The sequence below is a fragment of the Burkholderia sp. Ac-20345 genome (genome assembly GCF_017104825.1).
GTDB classification, from domain to species: Bacteria; Pseudomonadota; Gammaproteobacteria; order Burkholderiales; family Burkholderiaceae; genus Burkholderia; species Burkholderia lata_B.
In genome coordinates, this window is the sequence record NZ_JAAGPO010000116.1 from 1 (window position 1) to 19338 (window position 19338).

At 67.0% G+C, this 19338-nt stretch carries 19 protein-coding genes; 10 read left to right on the plus strand and 9 right to left on the minus strand.

All coding sequences use genetic code 11. The annotated features are described in order from the left end of the window. The 3 genes from G3O06_RS31130 to G3O06_RS31140 form a co-directional block, all read left to right on the plus strand. Positions 1-672: flagellar hook-length control protein FliK (locus G3O06_RS31130; RefSeq protein ID WP_205818499.1), on the plus strand; the 672-nt coding region annotated here is incomplete at its 5' end. Beyond that, positions 669-986 carry an EscU/YscU/HrcU family type III secretion system export apparatus switch protein gene (locus G3O06_RS31135; RefSeq protein ID WP_174918228.1) on the plus strand — a complete coding sequence of 106 codons (318 nt, stop codon included), beginning with the start codon at positions 669-671 and terminating at the stop codon, positions 984-986. The genes G3O06_RS31130 and G3O06_RS31135, both read left to right, overlap by 4 nt. A 270-nt stretch (positions 987-1256) precedes the next feature. Beyond that, a complete protein-coding gene (locus tag G3O06_RS31140) occupies positions 1257-1991 on the plus strand; it encodes a PepSY-associated TM helix domain-containing protein (RefSeq protein ID WP_205818500.1) in 735 nt (244 codons plus the stop codon). 110 nt (positions 1992-2101) lie between these two features. Here G3O06_RS31140 and G3O06_RS31145 read toward each other — a convergent pair whose 3' ends face one another. The 9 genes from G3O06_RS31145 to G3O06_RS31185 form a co-directional block, all read right to left on the minus strand. Further along, positions 2102-3127 carry an XdhC family protein gene (locus G3O06_RS31145; RefSeq protein ID WP_174918226.1) on the minus strand — a complete coding sequence of 342 codons (1026 nt, stop codon included), beginning with the start codon at positions 3125-3127 and terminating at the stop codon, positions 2102-2104. 267 nt (positions 3128-3394) lie between these two features. Further along, positions 3395-4801: an amino acid permease gene (locus G3O06_RS31150; RefSeq protein WP_174974363.1), complete on the minus strand. Its 1407-nt coding sequence runs from the start codon at positions 4799-4801 to the stop codon at positions 3395-3397. A 225-nt stretch (positions 4802-5026) separates the two neighbouring features. Continuing rightward, positions 5027-5683, minus strand: a complete 657-nt coding sequence (gene rqpR / locus G3O06_RS31155) for a response regulator transcription factor RqpR (protein ID WP_174918224.1) — start codon at positions 5681-5683, stop codon at positions 5027-5029. A gap of 7 nt (positions 5684-5690) precedes the next feature. Further along, entirely contained in the window at positions 5691-6506 is an 816-nt protein-coding gene (rqpS, locus tag G3O06_RS31160; protein ID WP_205818501.1) for a quorum system sensor histidine kinase RqpS, read from the minus strand. A 415-nt stretch (positions 6507-6921) separates the two neighbouring features. Beyond that, a complete protein-coding gene (locus G3O06_RS31165) occupies positions 6922-7692 on the minus strand; it encodes a ferredoxin--NADP reductase (protein WP_085041890.1) in 771 nt (256 codons plus the stop codon). Positions 7693-7926: 234 nt separating this feature from the next. Then, positions 7927-8574, minus strand: a complete 648-nt coding sequence (locus tag G3O06_RS31170) for a LysE family translocator (protein ID WP_205818502.1) — start codon at positions 8572-8574, stop codon at positions 7927-7929. A gap of 108 nt (positions 8575-8682) precedes the next feature. Further along, positions 8683-9498 carry an endonuclease/exonuclease/phosphatase family protein gene (locus G3O06_RS31175; protein ID WP_039354781.1) on the minus strand — a complete coding sequence of 272 codons (816 nt, stop codon included), beginning with the start codon at positions 9496-9498 and terminating at the stop codon, positions 8683-8685. 5 nt (positions 9499-9503) lie between these two features. Continuing rightward, positions 9504-9992 carry a hypothetical protein gene (locus G3O06_RS31180; RefSeq protein WP_205818503.1) on the minus strand — a complete coding sequence of 163 codons (489 nt, stop codon included), beginning with the start codon at positions 9990-9992 and terminating at the stop codon, positions 9504-9506. A 146-nt stretch (positions 9993-10138) separates the two neighbouring features. Beyond that, complete coding sequence (locus G3O06_RS31185) at positions 10139-10858, minus strand: nitroreductase (RefSeq protein WP_205818504.1); 720 nt, start codon at positions 10856-10858, stop codon at positions 10139-10141. Between the two features lie 229 nt (positions 10859-11087). On the opposite strand from G3O06_RS31185, the gene G3O06_RS31190 reads away from it, so the two are divergent. From G3O06_RS31190 to G3O06_RS31220, 7 genes are all read left to right on the plus strand, one after another. Further along, positions 11088-12068 (plus strand): AAA family ATPase, encoded by a 981-nt coding sequence (locus G3O06_RS31190; RefSeq protein ID WP_205818505.1) that lies wholly within the window; start codon positions 11088-11090, stop codon positions 12066-12068. 178 nt (positions 12069-12246) lie between these two features. Then, positions 12247-13356: an NAD(P)/FAD-dependent oxidoreductase gene (locus G3O06_RS31195; RefSeq protein ID WP_205818506.1), complete on the plus strand. Its 1110-nt coding sequence runs from the start codon at positions 12247-12249 to the stop codon at positions 13354-13356. Between the two features lie 183 nt (positions 13357-13539). Beyond that, positions 13540-13851 carry a high-potential iron-sulfur protein gene (locus tag G3O06_RS31200; protein ID WP_006477538.1) on the plus strand — a complete coding sequence of 104 codons (312 nt, stop codon included), beginning with the start codon at positions 13540-13542 and terminating at the stop codon, positions 13849-13851. Positions 13852-14042: 191 nt separating this feature from the next. Further along, a complete protein-coding gene (locus tag G3O06_RS31205; RefSeq protein ID WP_205818507.1) occupies positions 14043-15350 on the plus strand; it encodes an MFS transporter in 1308 nt (435 codons plus the stop codon). Positions 15351-15666: 316 nt separating this feature from the next. Next, entirely contained in the window at positions 15667-17295 is a 1629-nt protein-coding gene (locus G3O06_RS31210; protein WP_205818508.1) for an ABC transporter substrate-binding protein, read from the plus strand. A 110-nt stretch (positions 17296-17405) separates the two neighbouring features. Further along, positions 17406-18416, plus strand: coding sequence for an ABC transporter permease subunit (locus G3O06_RS31215; protein ID WP_174918215.1), 1011 nt, complete (start codon positions 17406-17408; stop codon positions 18414-18416). A 4-nt stretch (positions 18417-18420) separates the two neighbouring features. Further along, positions 18421-19338 carry an ABC transporter permease subunit gene (locus G3O06_RS31220; RefSeq protein ID WP_089441227.1) on the plus strand — a complete coding sequence of 306 codons (918 nt, stop codon included), beginning with the start codon at positions 18421-18423 and terminating at the stop codon, positions 19336-19338.

Here is a 19338-nt window from a genome sequence, read left to right on the forward strand (position 1 = left end):
TCGCCGGCTCGCGATCCCGCACAGGCGTTGCCGGCAGGCGCGCGGCAGGGCGCGTCGTTGCCACCCGATACGGCCGATCTGCTCGGCGAGCGTGCCGATGCGCGCTGGACACCCGCGCGGGCCGAGCTGGCCACCGCGTCGTCCGAATCCCAGGCGCAGACGCTTGCGCCTGTGCATCCGGCCGCCGTGCCGCTCGTCAGGCAGCAGCTCGACGCGCTCGCGACCGACCAGTTCCGATGGGCGGGCGAGGCGTGGCCCGGTGCGCGGCTCGACTGGACGATCGAGCCCGACGATCCGGGCAACCGCGCGCCGCGTGGCGACGACAGCACGGGCGACGGTATCGCCTGGCGCACGCGCCTGACGCTGACGTTGCCGTCGCTCGGCACGGTCGACGCGGAGCTGGTGCTGAACGGCACGCAGCTCGTCGCGCGGCTGCGCGCGAACCAGACGGGCGCCGACCGGCTCACGCGGCACGAGGCTGCGCTGCGGCAGCGGCTCGAAGTGTCGGGGCTGCGGGTGGGCGGGCTGTCGATCCGCGCGGTCGACGACGGCCCGGACGCCTTCGACCTGTTTGCGGCCCAGGCGGCCGCCGCCGCATATGCGCGCGGTTCGGCCTCGGCCGGCAGCCCGGCGACGCGTGCGCCGGATACCGACGACGAGGCGCTGCAATGAGCATGTCGTCCCGCAAGCGCGCGGCCGCGCTCGTCTACGATCCGAAGGGCGGCGACGCGGCGCCGCGCGTGGTCGCGAAGGGCTACGGCGCACTCGCCGAGATGATTGTCGCGCGTGCGCACGATGCGGGGTTGTACGTGCATACGGCGCCGGAAATGGTGTCGCTGCTGATGCAGGTCGACCTCGACGACCGGATTCCGCCGCAGCTCTACCAGGCGGTCGCGGATCTGCTCGCGTGGCTGTACTCGCTCGACCGCACTGAGCCTGCGCCGGACGATGCCGCGCCGCGCTTTCCGCTGCCGCCATTGCGCTGAATAGCCCGGTATCACGCGACTGCATTACGAAATGCTGTCCGGGCCTTGCAAGATCATTCTGTCGGCATTTTTCGCCTATTGATCGGCATCGTGGCGCAACGTGTGCGCTTCGTTCGTCTTTCCTCTCCCGCAGCGCATATCGATACGTACCCGAACGGATTGAGCCGACGATAGATTTGTGTAATGATATCCATTCTCATTTTCATGCTACTCGGGCGGCACGCACTCTCTGCGCGCCGCCCGTTGTTTTGAACGAATGGAAACTTTCGCGTGAACGCGCCCGAAACGATCAATCCGCCCAAGACGGGTACTTCCCGCGCGGGCGTCACCGTGCTGCACCCGGCGGCTCGCCCGCTGAGCGACGACGAACTGGCCGCGCGCCGCCAGCGTTCGCGCCGCGCGACCTTCATCAAGTGGCTGCGCAAGGTGCACGGCTGGGTCGGGCTGTGGGGCGCGGTGCTCGGGCTGCTGTTCGGCGTGACGGGTGTGCTGCTCAACCACCGCGCGCCGCCGCTGAAGATTTCGACCGGCGAGCCCCAGGTCGAGGAAATGCAGATCGCATTGCCCGATCCTGCGCCGAAGACGCCCGCCGCGATGACGAAGTGGCTGCAGCATGAACTGCATTTCGACGGCAAGCCGGGCCGTATGCGCAAGGAGCCTGCGCAGCCCGTGGCGTGGGGCGACAAACGCGTGATGCAGCCGGAGCACTGGCAGATGGGCCTGTTCGGCCCGCATCAGAACCTGCAGGCCGAATACTGGGTCGGCAACGGCTACGTCGCGGTGAAGCGCACGGGCAACACGTTCCTGACGACGCTGAACAACCTGCATCGCGGCGTCGGGATGAATCTCGGCTGGGTGCTGCTGATGGACACGATTGCCGGCTCGCTGATCCTGCTGTCGCTGACCGGCGTGCTGCTATGGACCGAGCTGAACAAGCGTCGCACGGTCGGCGTCGTGCTGGTGGCCGGTTCGGTCGCCGCGGCGCTCGCCGCGGGCCTGACCTGATCGGCGACACGCGCCGGCCTGGCGCCGGTGCGTGCAATGTCGTTGATTTCGTCCGCTTCGCTCGTGGCGGACGCGTACCCGGCGCGACCGCGCACCGGAGTCGGTAGCGATCAGAGGCCGCAGGCCGCGCCGCTGTTCGCCGCGATCTCGCGCGCGGCCTTCGCACCCTCGACCTGCAGGATCGTCGGCAGCGACACGTTGTTCTTCGCGGCGGTGATCTCGGCGAGGATCGAGATCGCGATTTCCGGCGGCGTCCGGCTGCCGATGTAGATGCCGGCCGGCCCGTGCAACCGGCCCAGTTCCGCTTCGTTCAGGTCGAATTCGCGCAACCGTTCGCGCCGCGCCGCGTTGTTGCGCCGTGAGCCGAGCGCGCCCACGTAGAACGCCGGCGTCTTCAGCGCCTCCATCAGGGCAAGATCATCGAGCTTCGGGTCGTGCGTGAGCGCGATCACGGCCGAACGCGCATCGAGGTTCATGTCGAGCACCGTATCGTCGGGCATCGTGTGCACGACGCGCGTGCCCGGCACGTCCCACGCATCCGTGTATTCCTCGCGCGGATCGCACACCGTCACCTGGTAGTCGAGCCCGACCGCGATCTGGCACAGATAGCGCGACAACTGGCCGGCACCGATCACGAGCATCCGGTAGCGCGGCCCGTGGATCGTCACGAGCCGCTCGCCGTCGAACGCGAGCCCGTCGGCGGCTTGCGCGGGCGACAGCGATGCGCGGCCCGTCGCGAGCGTCATCGTGCGCGTGACGAGGCGGCCGGCCTCGACTTCCGCGCACAGTGCGGCAATCCCGCTGTCGCGCGTGAGCGGTTCGAGCACGAGCTGGATCGTGCCGCCGCATGGCAGCCCGAAGCGGTGCGCTTCCTCGGCCGTCACGCCGTACTTGAGCGCTTCCGGGCGCGCGTCGGCCGCGATCCCGCTCGCGTGCACGCGGGCGATCAGGTCGTCCTCGATGCACCCGCCGGACACGGAGCCGACCACGAGCCCATCCTCGCGTACCGCGAGCATCGCGCCTTCCGGGCGCGGCGACGAGCCCCACGTCTTCACGACCGTCACGAGCAGCACGCGGCGCCCTTCTTCGAGCCAGCGCGCGCTGGATTTCAATACATCGAGATCGACGCTTTCCATCATCTTCTTCCTGTTGCCGGACGGCCCGCTGCCCGCGACCGTCGTTCGATGGCGGGATTATGAACCGCGCAGCGCGCACGTGCAGGCGGTGCGGTGGCTCGCGCGGGCAAATCCGGAGGATCGGGCAAGGCATCGCGACGATCGGGCAGCGGGCGATCGCGGGAACGGCGTAGTGGCGGGTTCGGGGGAGGAGGTTGCCCCGCGGGGCCGGTGGCGGCCCCGCGGGGTGTCGCGTCATCGCGCACGGCGTGCGCGCGATGACGGCGCTCAGTGCGCGTCGTGGTGACCGTGCGCGAGCTTCGAGTGGTGACGCGAGTACAGGAAGTAGATCACGAGGCCGATCACGAGCCAGATACCGAACGCGGCCCACGTGATGGGCTGCAGGTTCAGCATCAGGAACAGGCACGACGCGACCGCGAGGATCGGCACCACCGGCACGCCGGGGCAGCGGAACGCGCGCGGCAGGTCGGGGTGCGTGCGGCGCAGCACGAGCACCGCGATCGACACCATCGAGAATGCGGCGAGCGTGCCGATGTTGATCAGCTCGGCGAGCACGTTGAGCGGCACGAGCGCGGCGATCAGCCCGAAGAACAGGCCGACGAGCCAGGTCGTCAGGAACGGCGTCGCGTAGCGCGGGTGCACGCGCGACAGCGCCGCCGGCAGCAACCCGTCGCGCGACATCGCGAAGATCACGCGCGTCTGGCCGTAGCTCATCACGAGGATCACGGTCAGCATGCCGAGCACGGCGCCGAGATCGATGAAGCCTGCCACCCACGTCTCGCCGGCAACCTGCAGCGCGTACGAGATCGGGTGCGAGATGTTCGCGTACTGGGCCGACGGCACGATGCCGGTCGCGACCGCGGCGACCGTCACGTACAGCACCGCGCACACCGCGAGCGACGCGATGATGCCGATCGGCAGGTCGCGTTTCGGATTCTTCACTTCCTCGGCCGCCGACGACACCGCGTCGAAGCCGATGAACGCGAAGAACATCACGGCCGCCGCGCCGAACACGCCGTTCCAGCCGTGCGGCATGAACGGCTTCCAGTTCGCGGGCGTTACGTGGAACACGCCGACCGCGATCACGAGCAGCACGACCGACACCTTGATGAACACCATGATGTTGTTGATGCGGGTCGACTCACGGATGCCGATCGACAGCAGCGTCGTGATCACGATCATCACGAGGAACGCGGGCAGGTTGAACCACGTGACGACGCCCGGCACCGCACCGGGCGCGGCCGTCAGCACGGTGGGCAGCGTCAGCCCGAAGCCCTGCAGCAGTGACTGCAGGTAGCCCGACCAGCCGACCGACACGGCCGACGACGCGAGGCCGTATTCGAGCATCAGGTCCCAGCCGATGATCCACGCGACGAGCTCGCCGAGGGTGGCGTACGAATACGTGTAGATCGAGCCGGCGACGGGGATCGTCGACGCGAATTCCGCGTACGACAGCGCGGCGAGGCCGCACGCGATCGCGGCGATCACGAACGACAGCATCAGCGCGGGGCCGGCCTGCACGGCGCCGGTACCGGTCAGCACGAAGATGCCGGTGCCGATGATCGCGCCGATGCCGAGGAAGGTGAGGTCGATCGCGCCGAGCGCTTTCTTGAGCCCGGCGGCATGCGCGCCGGCGATCATGCGATCGACGTTTTTCTTGCGGAAGAGAGACATTGCGGATGAATCGCCAGCGCGCGCGGGCGCGGTAGCGCTGACTGAGTGAAAACCCGTAATTTTAGCCGATTTGGCGCACAAGACCCGCTGCGGCGCAGCGGCGCGTCGAGAAATCGTCCGATAAAACAAGCGCTTGCACGCCAAATGGGCGGCAGCGCACGGCGGCGCGGCATGCGCCGCGTCGCTGGGCCGGACGAATCGGACGAATCGGGTGAGGCGGGGAAATCAGGCGCCGGCCGTGGGCGCCATGTCGACGAGCCGGTTGCTCATCACGTAGAACGTGAGTTCCGCGTTGTTCGACAGCCGCATCTTCTCGAGCAGCCGCGACCGGTACACGCTCACCGTCTTCACGGACAGCGACAGCGTGTTCGCGATGTCGGTGAGCCGCTTGCCCGACGCGAGCATGCAGAGCGTCTGGTATTCGCGGTCGGACAGCTTCTCGTGCGGCAGCGGCTCGTTCTCGAACGACACGTATTCGGCGAGCGCCTCGGCCATCGCGGGGCTCACGTACTTGCGGCCTGCCGCGACCTGCTGGATCGCGCCGATCATCTGCGGGGCGTTGACCGTCTTCGACAGATAACCGGCGGCGCCGGCCTTCAGCGCGCGTACCGCGTACTGGTCCTCGCGATACATCGAGAACATCAGCACCGGCGTGCGCGGCAGCTTGCGCTTGAGACGCTTGAGCACCTCGATGCCATTCGTGTCCGGCAGCGAGATGTCGAGCAGGATCACGTCGAATTCCTGTTTGTCGACGGCGACCATGGCGTCGCTGCCGTTCTCGGCCTCGGTGACGTCGCGCGCGACGCCCCGGTCGATCAGCAACTGGCGGATCCCTTGCCGGACGATCGCGTGATCGTCCACGAGCAGGATGTTCAGGCTCATGACGACCTCACGAAAGCGACGTGCGGCGGGCCGCGACGGGCACCGCGAGCAGCGAATTCCACGCGAAGCGCGCGGTGACGCGCGTGCCGTGGCCGGTTTCCGGCGTGGCCGTCTCGAAGTTGCCGCCGAACGCCTCGCAGCGGGCGCGCATGCCGGCCAGACCGTAGCCGGTGCGTCGGCTACGGGAGAAACCGATCCCATCGTCGGAGACAATCAGTGACAGATGCGTGCCGTCGGTGGCGATCCGCACGTCGACCGACGTCGCACGTGCGTGCTTCGCGACGTTCGACAACGCTTCCTGCGCGACGCGGAACACCGCGAGCGCGCTGGCGCCGGCGATCTGCGTCAGGCGCGCGTCGGCTGCACAGACGAAGCTGGTGCGCAGGCCCGTGCGTGCGGCATGGGTGTCGGCCCACGACGACAGCGCGCCGACCAGGCCCGCGTCGAGCGCCGGCGTGTCGCGCTCGTCGATCAGCCGGCGATTCGCGTCGGTCGCGGCGTCGAGCGCCTGCTGCGCAAGCTCCAGCGCGCGCAGGCAACCGTCCGGTGCATCGACCGGCAGCCACGTTTGAACGTTTGCGAGCGCAAAACGAGCAGCGGTGAGTTCGGCGCCGAGTCCGTCGTGCAACTCGCCGGCCAGGTGGCGGCGAGCCGCTTCGTCGGCGGCGAGCAATTGGGCAGACAGTGCTGCGATCCGCGCGGCGGAGGCGCCGCGTTTCGGCGCGACGTCGGCAATGGGCGGAGTCGCGACGCAGCCCGGCATGAGCTGTTGCGACGGGAACGGGGCGTGGGCGCCCAAAGGCGCGTTAAGCGACGTATCCATGACTCTCCCTGCTGTCAGAAAGCGGTTCAGACACCGGCTGGCTGCGTGGATCGGCTGCCGTTTTGATGACGGTCGCCGCCAGAGAATCGCCCCCTGCCGAGGTAACAAAAGTTACATTCTGTAACACTTGCATCCGACCCTTCCACTCCCATCCGAACGGCAACCACGCGCGGCGAATAATATCTCATAATTTCTGAAAAGGTCATGTCGGGCGGACATTTAAGGGTAAATGTGAATAATCGGAATGAACGTGTTGTAGGAAAAACACTGACACCCGAGCACCGGACGATGACGTATCCAAATGTAACTATTTGAGATGGGATGATCCCAATTTGTTACGAATTCGCCAAGTAGGGATGAAAAAAAACCGGAGCTTTCGCTCCGGTTCTTGATGACGCGCAAATTTGGGGATCGATCAATCCACGAACGCGCGCTCGATCACGTAGTGGCCCGGCGCGCTGTTCTTGCCTTCGACGAGGCCGGCCTGCTTCAGCAGGTCGGTCGTGTCCTTCAGCATCGCGGTGCTGCCGCACAGCATCACGCGGTCGTTTTCCGGCGAGAACGGCGGGACGTCGAGATCCGTGAACAGCTTGCCCGTTGCGATCAGGTCGGTGATCCGGCCTTCGTTGTCGAACGCTTCGCGCGTGACCGTCGGGTAGTAGACGAGCTTTTCCTTGATGATGTCGCCCAGGTACTCGTGGCCCGGCAGGTCGTGCTTGATGAAGTCCATGTACGCGAGCTCGCCCTTCAGGCGGCACGTGTGCGTCAGGATCACCTTGTCGAAACGGTCGTAGATGTCCGGATCGCGGATGATCGACATGAACGGCGCGAGGCCCGTGCCCGTCGACAGCATCCACAGCGTCTTGCCCGGCAGCAGGTTGTCGGCGACCAGCGTGCCCGTCGGCTTCTTGCCGATCAGCACCGTGTCGCCCACCTTCAGGTGCTGCAGGCGCGACGTCAGCGGGCCGTTCTGCACCTTGATGCTGAAGAATTCGAGATGCTCTTCGTAGTTCGGGCTGACGATCGAGTAGGCGCGCGCGAGCGGCTTGCCGTCGACCTCGAGGCCGACCATCGTGAATTCGCCGTTGTTGAAGCGCAGGCTCGCCTCACGGGTGCAGGTGAAGCTGAACAGCGTGTCGGTCCAGTGGTGGACGGATTGGACGGTGGCGGTGTCGTATTTGCTCATGGCTTTGAAAACGGACGCGCGTAGCGAACGCGAGTAACGGGCCCAAAAACGGGCAAAAAACCGAGTGCGACGGCCCGATCGCGGATCGGCCGGCCGGCGCGTCGGACACGCGCCTTCTCGATGACAGACGATTGAGGAACTCGTTATTTTACCCTGTTGACGCGGATCGCGGGCTTGACCCCCGTGGCCGCGCGGATTTGGCGCAACGAATTATTTCAATCTGCTTTCAGTTTTTCAGCGCTCGGCCGCGAGTTTTGCGCCGAGGCCGACGAGTGCGACGCCGCACAGTGCGTCGAGCGGGCGTCGCACGCGCCGGTAGCCGCGCTGCGCGCGCGGGCTCGCGAACAGGTACGCGACGCACGAATACCAGCCGGCCGACAGCACGCCGATCGTCACCAGCACCGCGCCGTTGAACCACAGCGGCACGTGCGCGGGCAGCATCGCCGCGAACACGCTGGTCCAGAACGCGCACGATTTCGGGTTCGTCAGGCAGGTGAACAGGCCGCTGCGATACGCGCGCAGGTAGTCGTGTGCGTGCGGTGCGGCCAGCGGCGCGCGTTCGTCGGGCGCGTCGGCCGGTGCCGTGTCGCGGCGCACGCCCGAACGCAGCAGCTTGAAGCCGAAATACACGAGGTATGCGGCGCCGCCGATCCGGATCGCCTCATACAGCCATTCGACCTGGTGCAGCACGGCCGCGAGACCGAGCATCGCGAGCGTCGCCCACGCGATCGACGCGGTGCCGACGCCGAGCGCCGACGCGGCACCGAGGCTGCGCCGCCCCGCGAGCGACAGTTGCGAAATCATGAAGAAATTCGGGCCGGGGGTGATCGCCGCGACGAGATAGACGACGGCGATTTGCAGCAGGATCGGCAGGTAGGTCATGGCGGCGCGGCCCGGCGGCGGGGCTTGGCGGAATGGGCAAGGCGTTACTGTAGCGCGCGCCGCGGGGCAGCGCTTTGGTCGCGCGCAATCGGGCCGAGATCGGAAACGTTATTGCGGATCGAGGCGCAGGCGCGCGATGTACGGCAGATGATCCGACAGCCACGCGGCCTCGCCGGACGGGGCGCGCCATTCGAGCGGTGTCAGCCCGCGCACGAACATCTTGTCGAGCGCGAGCGCCGGCGAGAACGCGGGGAACGTGCGGCCCGATTCGCCGAGCAGCGTCGCGACCTCGGACAAACCGATTTCGCCGAACAGCGCGACCGAATCGTTGCGCCAGTCGTTGAAGTCGCCGGCGAGCATCAACGGGCCGTCGCCCGCGTTGCGCACGATCCAGTGCGCGATCCAGTGCATCTGGCGCAGCCGCGCGGCGCGCGTGAGCGCGAGGTGCGCGCACAGCAGCGTGACCGGGCGGGCGCCCGCGAGCGTCGCGCGCGCGACCAGCAGCCCGCGCCGCTCGAAGCGGTGCGCGGAGATGTCCCAGCGGCCGCCGAGGTCGAGCGGATGCGGCGACAGGATCGCATTGCCGTGCCGCCACGACGGCTTGAACACGTTCGGCCCGAGCGCGATCTGCCAGTCGAGTGCATGCGCGATCTCGGTGGCCTGGCAGTGCCATACGTCGTCGACCGCGTCGTCCATCGGCGCGCCGAAGCCGGGCGCGAGCACGGGGCGCGGCATGCGGCGCGCCATCGCTTCCTGCAGGAAATACACGTCGGCGTGCGTCGACTGCATCCAGTTGCGCATCGCGTTCCACGCGGTGAAGCCGAGCGGCGAGCGGCCCTTGTGCAGGTTCCAGCTCACCGCGGTGATTTCGTCGGGCGCGGCGTGCGGTTCGGCGAACGGCAGGGACAGGGCGTCGGCGGACATGACGCTCAATCCTTCGCGACGTGCGCACGCACGCGGTACACGAGGTGCGGATGCTGCTCGACGAGCGTCCAGTCGGTCCACGCGTCACCACTGACCGTGAGGCCGGGGTGACTCGCGACGATTTGCCGCGGCGACGCGGGCAGGCACGGATCGGCCGGCTTCGCGCCTTCGTCGTCGATCGTTTCCTGCACGTCGAGCGCGAGCGACACGGTGCTCGCGCCGGCGTCGACGGTGAGCGGCGCGACCGTCACCGAGCGCGAGCGCTCGGTGGGCACGACGCGCGCGGCATTGCCGCAGCCGACCGGCACGGCGGACGGATAGCGATGGGTATCGGTACGGGTCTGACCCACGGTGGTGCGCTGCTGGAACGTGTCGATGGTCTGAGCGTCGCGTACTACCTGGATCTCCCACGCGACGGAGGCCGGCGCGGGGCTCTGCGCATGGGCGGCGAGCGTGATGCTCGCGAGCAGGACGGCCAGGCCGTGTTTCAGCATGAAACGTCTCCGGAAACGCGGAATAGCGGGGAACGGACGCACATCTTACGCCCGATCGATTTCGATCGTGATGTGACAGGACGTGCCGCGGGAGGTTCGCCGCACGATGCGGTCCTGTTCGAAAGGTAGGGCCGCGTCATGCGTTTTCAAGCGAAAAAGCGCGTGAACTCGGCGACCGGCGCGCGCTCGGTGACGAGGCGGTTCTCGATCGCGTCGGGGTCCGCATGGCCGAGCGACATGCCACAGACGAGCTGTTCGTTGGCGGGAATGCCGAGGTGTTCGGTGACGATCCGGTGAAACGGCACGAATGCGGCCTGCGGGCAAGTATCGAGCCCGCGTGCGCGCGCGGCGGTCATCACGCCCTGCAGGAACATCCCGCAGTCGAGCCAGGCGCCGTAGGTCATCACGCGGTCGAGCGTGAAGAACAGTGCGACCGGTGCATCGAAGAAGCGGAAGTTGCGGGCGTGCTGCGCATGCATGCGCGCCTTCTCGTCGCGGCCGATGTTCAACAGGCCGTACAGGTCCCAGCCGACCTTGCGGCGCCGGTCGATATACGGCGACACCCATTCGCGCGGGTAGTAGTCGTACTCGGCGACGTATTTCTCGTCGCGCGCGGGATCGTCGTGGGCTGCGGTGAGCGCGGCAGCGAGCGTATCGCGCGTGGCGCCTGTCGCGACGTACACGCGCCACGGCTGGATGTTGGTGCCCGACGGTGCGCGGCTCGCGGCTTCGAGGATTGCCTCGAGCGTGTCGCGCGGCACGGGCGTCGGCAGGAACGCGCGGATCGCGCGGCGCGATATGAGCGCCGCGTCGGCGGCGTCGATTGCATCGGCATCGACGCGCGGGAAAGCAGGGGGGACGGACATCGGCATACCTTCGGGACGGGGTCCGACGCGCCGCGCGGGCGCCGTCGGCCGGGCCGGTGCGGCGGGTGGGTGAACCGACGATCATACGCCGCGGTGCGCCGGCGTGCAGCGCGCGCGGGTGTTAGCAGCAGACGCACACGGCTGCTTGCTTGCGCGGGGATGCGGGATCGCTACACTGAAATCGTAAGGGTCTGATGGTCGTGTGACAGCAAGCGGCAGCGAGGTTGGTATGACGACGGCGATGGTGAAACAGGAACTGGCGGTGGCGTCCTTCAGCACGGTGTACGACCTCGAGCAGGTCGAGACGGCGCTGAGTGACCTGAACGAGAGCGCGAGCGACGCACTGCGCGCCACCTACGAGAGGATGCTCAAGACGGGCAATCTGCGCTTCTGCGTGAAGCCGAACCGGATGCCGTCGTTCGACGCGCTCGGCGAGGCCTTGCCCAATTTCGCCGAGCCGCTCGACGACGTGCGCAAGCAGGTCGCGCTGTGCCTGGAAACGGACGACCGGCTCGAACTGATGCCGATCCTGCTGCTCGGGCCCCCGGGCATCGGCAAGACGCACTTCGCGAAGGCGCTCGCGCAACTGCTCGGCACCGCGTACCACTACGTGCCGATGAGTTCGCTGACGGCCGGCTGGATCCTGTCGGGGGCGTCGTCGCAATGGAAGAACGCGAAGCCCGGCAAGGTGTTCGATGCGCTCGTGAACGGCAGCTACGCGAACCCGGTGATCGCGGTCGACGAGATCGACAAGGCCGGCAGCGATGCGCAATACGATCCGCTCGGCGCGCTGTACGCGTTGCTCGAGCACGACACCGCGCGCGCGTTCATCGACGAATTCGCGGAAGTGCCGATCGATGCGGGCAACGTGATCTGGATCGCGACCGCGAACGATGCGCACGCGATTCCGGAGCCGCTGCTCAACCGGATGAGCGTGTACGAGATCGAGCCGCCCGATGCGGCCGGCGCGCGCCGGATTGCGCAGACGATCTACGACGAGATCCGCACGTCGCATGCGTGGGGGCGGCGCTTCCCGGACACCCTCGGCGACGACGCGCTCGATGTGCTGGCCGCGACCCCGCCGCGCACGATGCGCCGTGCGCTGCTGCACGCATTCGGCGCCGCGCGGCTCGACGGCCGCGATGCGATCGGGCCGCGCGACATCCGGGCCGACGAGGGCGCCGCGAAGCGCCGGCCGATCGGCTTCTGAACGAGCGGCGCGCGCACGGCCTCGGCGGCGTGCGCGCCGTGCAGTGCCGCGAGTCGTTCCGTGCGTCGTACGTCATGCACGGCGTCGCCACGATGCACTGCACGACCTTCGGCAAGCAGGTGAGCCGGGACGTACAATTCTCTTCTCTCCCCTCGACGCGCTAGCGGCGCGAAACGTCATGGAGCAGATGGATTGTGTCGTGATCGGCGCGGGCGTCGTCGGTCTTGCGATTGCGCGCGAACTGGCCTCGCGCGGGCGCGAAACGCTCGTGCTCGAGGCCGCCGATGCGATCGGCACGGGTACGAGTTCGCGCAACAGCGAAGTGATCCATGCGGGGCTCTACTATCCGCGCGGGTCGCTGAAGGCGATGTCGTGCGTGCACGGGCGCGATCTGTTGTACGAATTCTGCGAGACGCATCACGTGCCGCACCGGCGCGCCGGCAAGCTGCTCGTTGCCACGAGCGCCGCACAGGTGAAGCAGCTGAAGACCATCGCCGCGCGCGCGACCGAAAACGGCGTGCTCGACCTGATGCCGCTCACGCGCGTCGAGGTGCAGACGCTCGAGCCCGCGCTCGAATGCGTCGAGGCGCTGTTCTCGCCGTCCACCGGCATCGTCGACAGCCACCAGCTGATGCTCGCGCTGCTCGGCGACGCGGAACACGACGGCGCGGTGTGCGCGCTGAAATCTCCGGTCGAATCGATCGACGTGCTGCGCGGCGGGCGCTTCGTCGTGCGCACGGGCGGCGACGCGCCGACCGAGATCGAGGCCGCCTGCGTGATCAACAGCGCGGGCCTCGGCGCCCAGGCGCTGGCGCGCCGCACGCGCGGCCTCGACCCGCGCTGGGTGCCGCCGCTCTATCTCGCGCGCGGCAACTACTTCAGCCTGTCGGGCCGTGCACCGTTTTCGCACCTGATCTACCCGATGCCCGACCGCGCGGGGCTCGGCGTGCACCTGACGCTCGATCTCGGCGGGCAGGCGCGCTTCGGCCCGGACGTCGAATGGATCGATACGCTGCGCTACGAAGTCGATCCCGCGCGCGCGACCGCGTTCTACGCGTCGATTCGCGCATTCTGGCCGGGCTTGCCCGACGACGCGCTGCAGCCGGCGTACGCGGGCATCCGGCCGAAGGTCGCGGGGCCCGGCGAGCCGCCGGCCGATTTCATCGTGCAGGGCGTCGCGCAACATGGGGTGCGCGGGCTCGTGAACCTGTTCGGGATCGAGTCGCCGGGGCTCACCGCGTCGCTCGCGCTCGCGCAGCGCGTGGGCGACATGGCGGCTTACCGCTGACGCGGCGAGTGTGTGGCGGATGTGTGGTGGGTTCGTGGCGGGGGCGTATCGGCCGTGTGGCGGCCGTGTGGAATTCCTTATCTCTGGAATTTCGGCACGCACATTTATTCGCTTGAGCGTTATTCTGTCGAACGGCTGTCGCCAGAACAGCTTTCAAACCGATAACGTTGGAGCGAGTCCCCCATGAAAACATCCCGTCGGAGTTTCCTGATTACGAGCATTGGTGCCGTGTCCGCGCTGGCGCTGTCGCGCGAAGCACTGGCTGATGCGCCCATGCTGCCGGAAACCGATCCGACCGCCGTGGCGCTCGGCTACAAGGCCGATGCCACGAAGGTCGACAAGACGAAGTACCCGAAATACGCGGCAGGCCAGGATTGCGCGGCCTGCATGCTGTACCAGGGCAAGAAGGGCTCGGCCTCGGGCCCGTGCGGCGCCTTCCCCGGCAAGCAGGTGTCGGCGAAGGGCTGGTGCAGCGCCTTCTCGAAGATGGGTTGAGGCCCGTGCGGCATCGTGCGATGCCGCATTGTGGCGAAAACCGCACAACGCCCGCCGTCGAAAGATGGCGGGCGTTTTTTATTGCTTGAAATCGGTTCCGTCGCTTTCTACACTCGCTGCAAACCAGCGCGCCGCGGGCACTCCGCACGCCGCGCCGCCCGACACGGCGAACTGACGAGGACGAGGCACGCATGGCGACGATTGCGAACTCAACGAAAACGGTCCGGCCCGAGCGTGCGCTGAACCGGCGTGCGGTTGCGGCCGCCGTGATCGGCAACGCGCTCGAGTGGTACGACTTCACGGTGTTCGGCTTCATGACGGTCGTGATCGCCGAGCTGTTCTTCCCGACCTCCAGCGAATACTCGTCGCTGCTGCAGACCACCGCGACGTTCGGCGTCGCGTTCTTCATGCGCCCGATCGGCGGCATCGTATTCGGGCTGTACGCGGATCGCGCGGGCCGCAAGGCCGCGCTGTCGCTCGTGATCCTCCTGATGACGGCCGGCATCTTCCTGCTCGCGATCGCGCCGCCCTATGCGGCGATCGGCATCGGCGGCCCGCTCCTGATCGTGCTCGGCCGTCTGCTGCAGGGCTTTTCCGCGGGCGGCGAATTCGGCAGCGCGACGGCGCTGCTGATCGAGGCCGCGCCGTTCTCGAAACGCGGCTTCTACGGCAGCTGGCAGATGGCAAGCCAGGCGGCCGCGCTGCTGATCGGCGCGCTCGTCGGCGCGGCCATCACGCGCGGGCTGTCGCACGATGCGCTGCGCAGCTGGGGCTGGCGCGTGCCGTTCATCCTCGGGCTCGTGATCGGCCCGATCGGCTTCTACATCCGCCGCCATCTCGCCGATTCCGAAGCGTTCCTGCATGCGCAGCAGAATGCGCGTCGCGCGACGCTTCGCGACGTGTTCACGCGCCACCCGCGCGAAGTGCTGTGCGGGCTCGGCTCGGTGATCGCGCTGACGGTGACGATCTACGTGCTGATCAGCTATCTGCCGACCTTCGCGGTGAAGCAGCTGAAGCTGCCTTACGCGGAATCGTTCTACGCGGTGATCGTCGGCAACCTGCTGCTGATGGTGCTGTCGCCGGTCGCGGGCGCGTGGTCGGACCGCATCGGCCGCAAGGGGCTGTCGCTGTGGTCGCTCGTGCTGACGCTCGTGCTGATGTATCCGCTGTTCGCGTGGCTCGACGCGGCGCCGAGCATCGCGCGGCTGATCGCGGTGCAGGCCGTGCTGTCGGTCACGCTCGCGGGCTATTACGGGCCGTTCGGCGCGATGATCGCCGAGCTGTTTCCGGCCAACGTGCGCTCGACCGGGCTGTCGATCGCGTACAACGTCGCGGTGATGCTGTTCGGCGGCTTCGGGCAGTTCATCGTCACATGGCTGATCAAGGTCACGGGCACGCCGCTCGCGCCGACTTACTACGTGATGGCCGGGATCGCGCTGTCGATCGTCGCGGTCGCATTCGTGCCCGCGCGCAGTGCCGACCTCGACGCACCCGCGTGACGACATGACGATTTGAAGACGGTCATCGGATCGTTTCGCAAAACGCAACGATGTGCTGCAGAACACGAATACAGTGCGTCGACCCTTCGTGTTCGCGCCCGAATTGTTTAGTCATCGAACGAAACTTGCGTGAAATGAACGGATTTGCCGCTCGCGCGCGTTTTCGCATTTTTTACCCACACTAAACATTGGCAAAAACCCGGCGGGCATCTAGAAGAGTTTTTTCTCCAGCTTGTTGCCACATCGTTAGCTCAAGTAATATCCGCGTACACCGGCCCCGGGCGGGCCGGTTCCGATCTGGAGACCTGGAGGAAACATGGAATACAACCGTCTGTTGCACACCCTGCGTGTTACCGCCATCGCAGGCGTGGCAGCGGCATCGCTCGGCGTCACGGGCTCTGCATTCGCACAGATCCCGAACAAAACGCTCGTCTACTGCTCAGAAGGCAGCCCGGCGGGTTTCGATTCCGCGCAGTTTACGACCGGCGTCGATTTCACCGCCGCCACGTTCACCGTCTACAACCGTCTTGTCGAATTCGAGCGCGGCGGCACGAAGGTCGAACCGGGCCTCGCCGAGAAGTGGGACGTATCGCCGGATGGCAAGGTGTACACGTTCCACCTGCGCCACGGCGTGAAGTTCCACACGACCGACTTCTTCAAGCCGACGCGTGAATTCAATGCGGACGACGTGCTGTTCACGTTCCAGCGCATGCTCGACCCGAACCAGGCGTTCCGCAAGGCGTACCCGGTGTCGTTCCCGTACTTCACCGACATGGGCCTCGACAAACTGATCACGAAGGTCGAGAAGGTCGATCCGTACACCGTGAAGTTCACGCTGGCCGAGCCGAATGCGCCGTTCATCCAGAACATGGCGATGGAATTCGCGTCGGTCCTGTCGGCCGAATACGGCGACCAGCTGATGAAGGCGGGCAAGGCCGCCGACATCAACCAGAAGCCGGTCGGCACGGGCCCGTTCATCTTCCGCAGCTACACGAAGGATGCGACGATCCGATTCGACGGCAATCCTGATTACTGGAAGAAGGGCGAAGTGAAGATCTCGAAGCTGATCTTCTCGATCACGCCCGACCCGGGCGTGCGCGTGCAGAAGATCAAGCGCAACGAGTGCCAGGTGATGAGCTATCCGCGTCCGGCCGACATCGCGACGCTGAAGGCCGATGCGGGCGTCGACATGCCGTCGCAGGCAGGCTTCAACCTCGGCTACCTCGCGTACAACGTCGAGCACAAGCCGGTCGACAAGCTCGAAGTGCGTCAGGCCCTCGACATGGCGATCAACAAGAAGGCGATCCTCGAGTCCGTCTACCAGGGCGCAGGCCAGGCTGCTTCCGCGCCGATGCCGCCGACCCAATGGTCGTACGACAAGAACCTGAAGATGGCGCCGAACGACACCGCGAAGGCGAAGGCGCTGCTCACGAAGGCCGGCTTCCCGAACGGTTTCGAGATCACGCTGTGGGCGATGCCGGTGCAGCGCGCGTACAACCCGAACGCCCGCCTGATGGCCGAGATGATCCAGGCCGACTGGGCGAAGATCGGCGTGAAGGCGAAGATCGTCACGTACGAGTGGGGCGAGTACATCAAGCGCGCGCACTCGGGTGAGCAGGACACGATGCTGATCGGCTGGACGGGCGACAACGGCGACCCGGACAACTGGCTCGGCACGCTGCTCGGCTGCGACGCGATCAAGGGCAACAACTTCTCGCACTGGTGCTACAAGCCGTTCGACGATCTGGTCCAGAAGGGCCGCACGACGACGGGCCAGGACGCGCGTACGAAGCTCTACACGCAGGCTCAGCAGATCTTCGCGCAACAGCTGCCGTTCTCGCCGATCGCGAACTCGACGGTCTACCAGCCGGTGCGCAAGACCGTGGTCGACATGCGTATCGAGCCGCTCGGCTATGCCCGCTTCGATGGTGTTAGCGTGAAGTAACACGCCTGTCGTAAGCTGTCGCGAAGACCGGCTAATTCATCCGGCGGCGGGAGGCCAAAAGCTTCCCGTCGCCGGTCGCACATTTCCCACAAGAAAATACGAGACGCATCATGTTCACATTCGTGTTGCGCCGCGTGGGCATGGTGATCCCGACTTTCATCGGCATCACCATCCTGGCGTTTGCGCTGATTCACCTGATACCGGGCGACCCCATCGAAGTGATGATGGGCGAGCGCGGCGTCGATCCCGCGATGCATGCGGAGGCGATGAAACGCCTCGGGCTCGACCAGCCGCTGCCCATGCAGTACATCCATTACATCGGCCGTGCGATGCACGGCGACCTCGGCACGTCGATCATCACCAACACGAGCGTCGCGGGCGAGTTCTTCGCGCGCTTCCCGGCGACCGTCGAGCTGTCGCTGTGCGCGCTCGTGTTCGCGCTCGCGGTCGGGCTGCCGGCCGGCGTGATCGCCGCATTGCGGCGCGGCTCGGTCGTCGACCATGGCGTGATGGGCACCGCGCTCACCGGCTATTCGATGCCGATCTTCTGGTGGGGGCTGATCCTCATCATGGTGTTTTCGTCATACCTCGGCTGGACGCCCGTGTCGGGGCGCATCGCCGTCGAATACGACTTCCCGCACCCGACGGGATTCATGCTGATCGACGCGCTGCTCGCGCCGGATGAAGGCTCGTTCAAGTCGGCGGTCAGCCACCTGATCCTGCCCGCGATCGTGCTCGGCACGATCCCGCTCGCGGTGATCGCGCGGATGACGCGCTCGTCGATGCTCGAAGTGCTGCGCGAGGACTACATCCGCACCGCACGCGCGAAGGGGCTGTCGCCCGCGCGCGTGGTCGTCGTGCATGCGCTGCGCAATGCGCTGATCCCGGTCGTCACCGTGATCGGCCTGCAGATCGGCACGCTGCTCGCGGGCGCCGTGCTGACCGAGACGCTCTTTTCGTGGCCCGGTGTCGGCAAGTGGCTGATCGATGCGATCGGCCGCCGCGACTATCCGGTCGTCCAGGGCGGCATCCTGCTGATCGCGACGCTCGTGATCGTCGTGAACCTGGTCGTCGACCTGCTGTACGGCGTGCTGAATCCGCGCATCCGCCACACGAGGTAATCCCATGAGCAATCTGCAAAATACCCTGCCGACCGAATCCGCGCCGGCCGGCGGCCGTGCGCTCGCGCTGCGCGAGTTCTGGGCCAACTTCTCGCGCAACCGCGGCGCCGTCGGCGCCGGCATCGTCGTGATCGTGCTGATCCTGGTCGCGTTGCTCGCACCGCTGCTCGCGCCGCACAGCCCGGTCGAGCAATACCGCGACTTCGTGAAGATCCCGCCCGCCTGGCTCGAAGGCGGCAACTGGAAATTCATCCTCGGCACCGACGAAGCGGGCCGCGACATTCTTTCGCGCCTGATGTACGGCGCGCGGATGTCGTTCTGGATCGGCTTCGTGTCGGTCGTGCTCGCGCTGATCCCCGGCATCGTGCTCGGGCTCGTGGCCGCGTTCTTCCAGAAGTGGGCCGACACGCCCGTGATGCGCATCATGGACGTGCTGCTCGCGCTGCCGTCGCTGCTGCTCGCGGTCGCGGTCGTCGCGATCATCGGCCCGGGCCTCACCAACACGATGTTCGCGATCGCGATCGTCGCGCTGCCGGCCTATGTGCGCCTCACGCGCGCATCGGCGCTCGGCGAACTGCAGAAGGAATACGTGACGGCGTCGCGCGTGGCCGGTGCCGGCACGCTGCGCCTGATGTTCTCGCAGGTGCTGCCGAACTGCACGGCACCGCTGATCGTGCAGGCGACGCTCGGCTTTTCGTCGGCGATCCTCGACGCGGCCGCGCTCGGCTTCCTCGGCCTCGGCGTGCAACCGCCGACCGCCGAGTGGGGCGCGATGCTGGCCTCTGCGCGCGACTACATCGACAACGCGTGGTGGATCGTGACGATGCCGGGCCTGTCGATCCTGATCTCGGTGCTCGCGATCAACCTGCTCGGCGACGGGCTGCGCGACGCGCTCGACCCCAAACTGAAACGGATGGCCTGA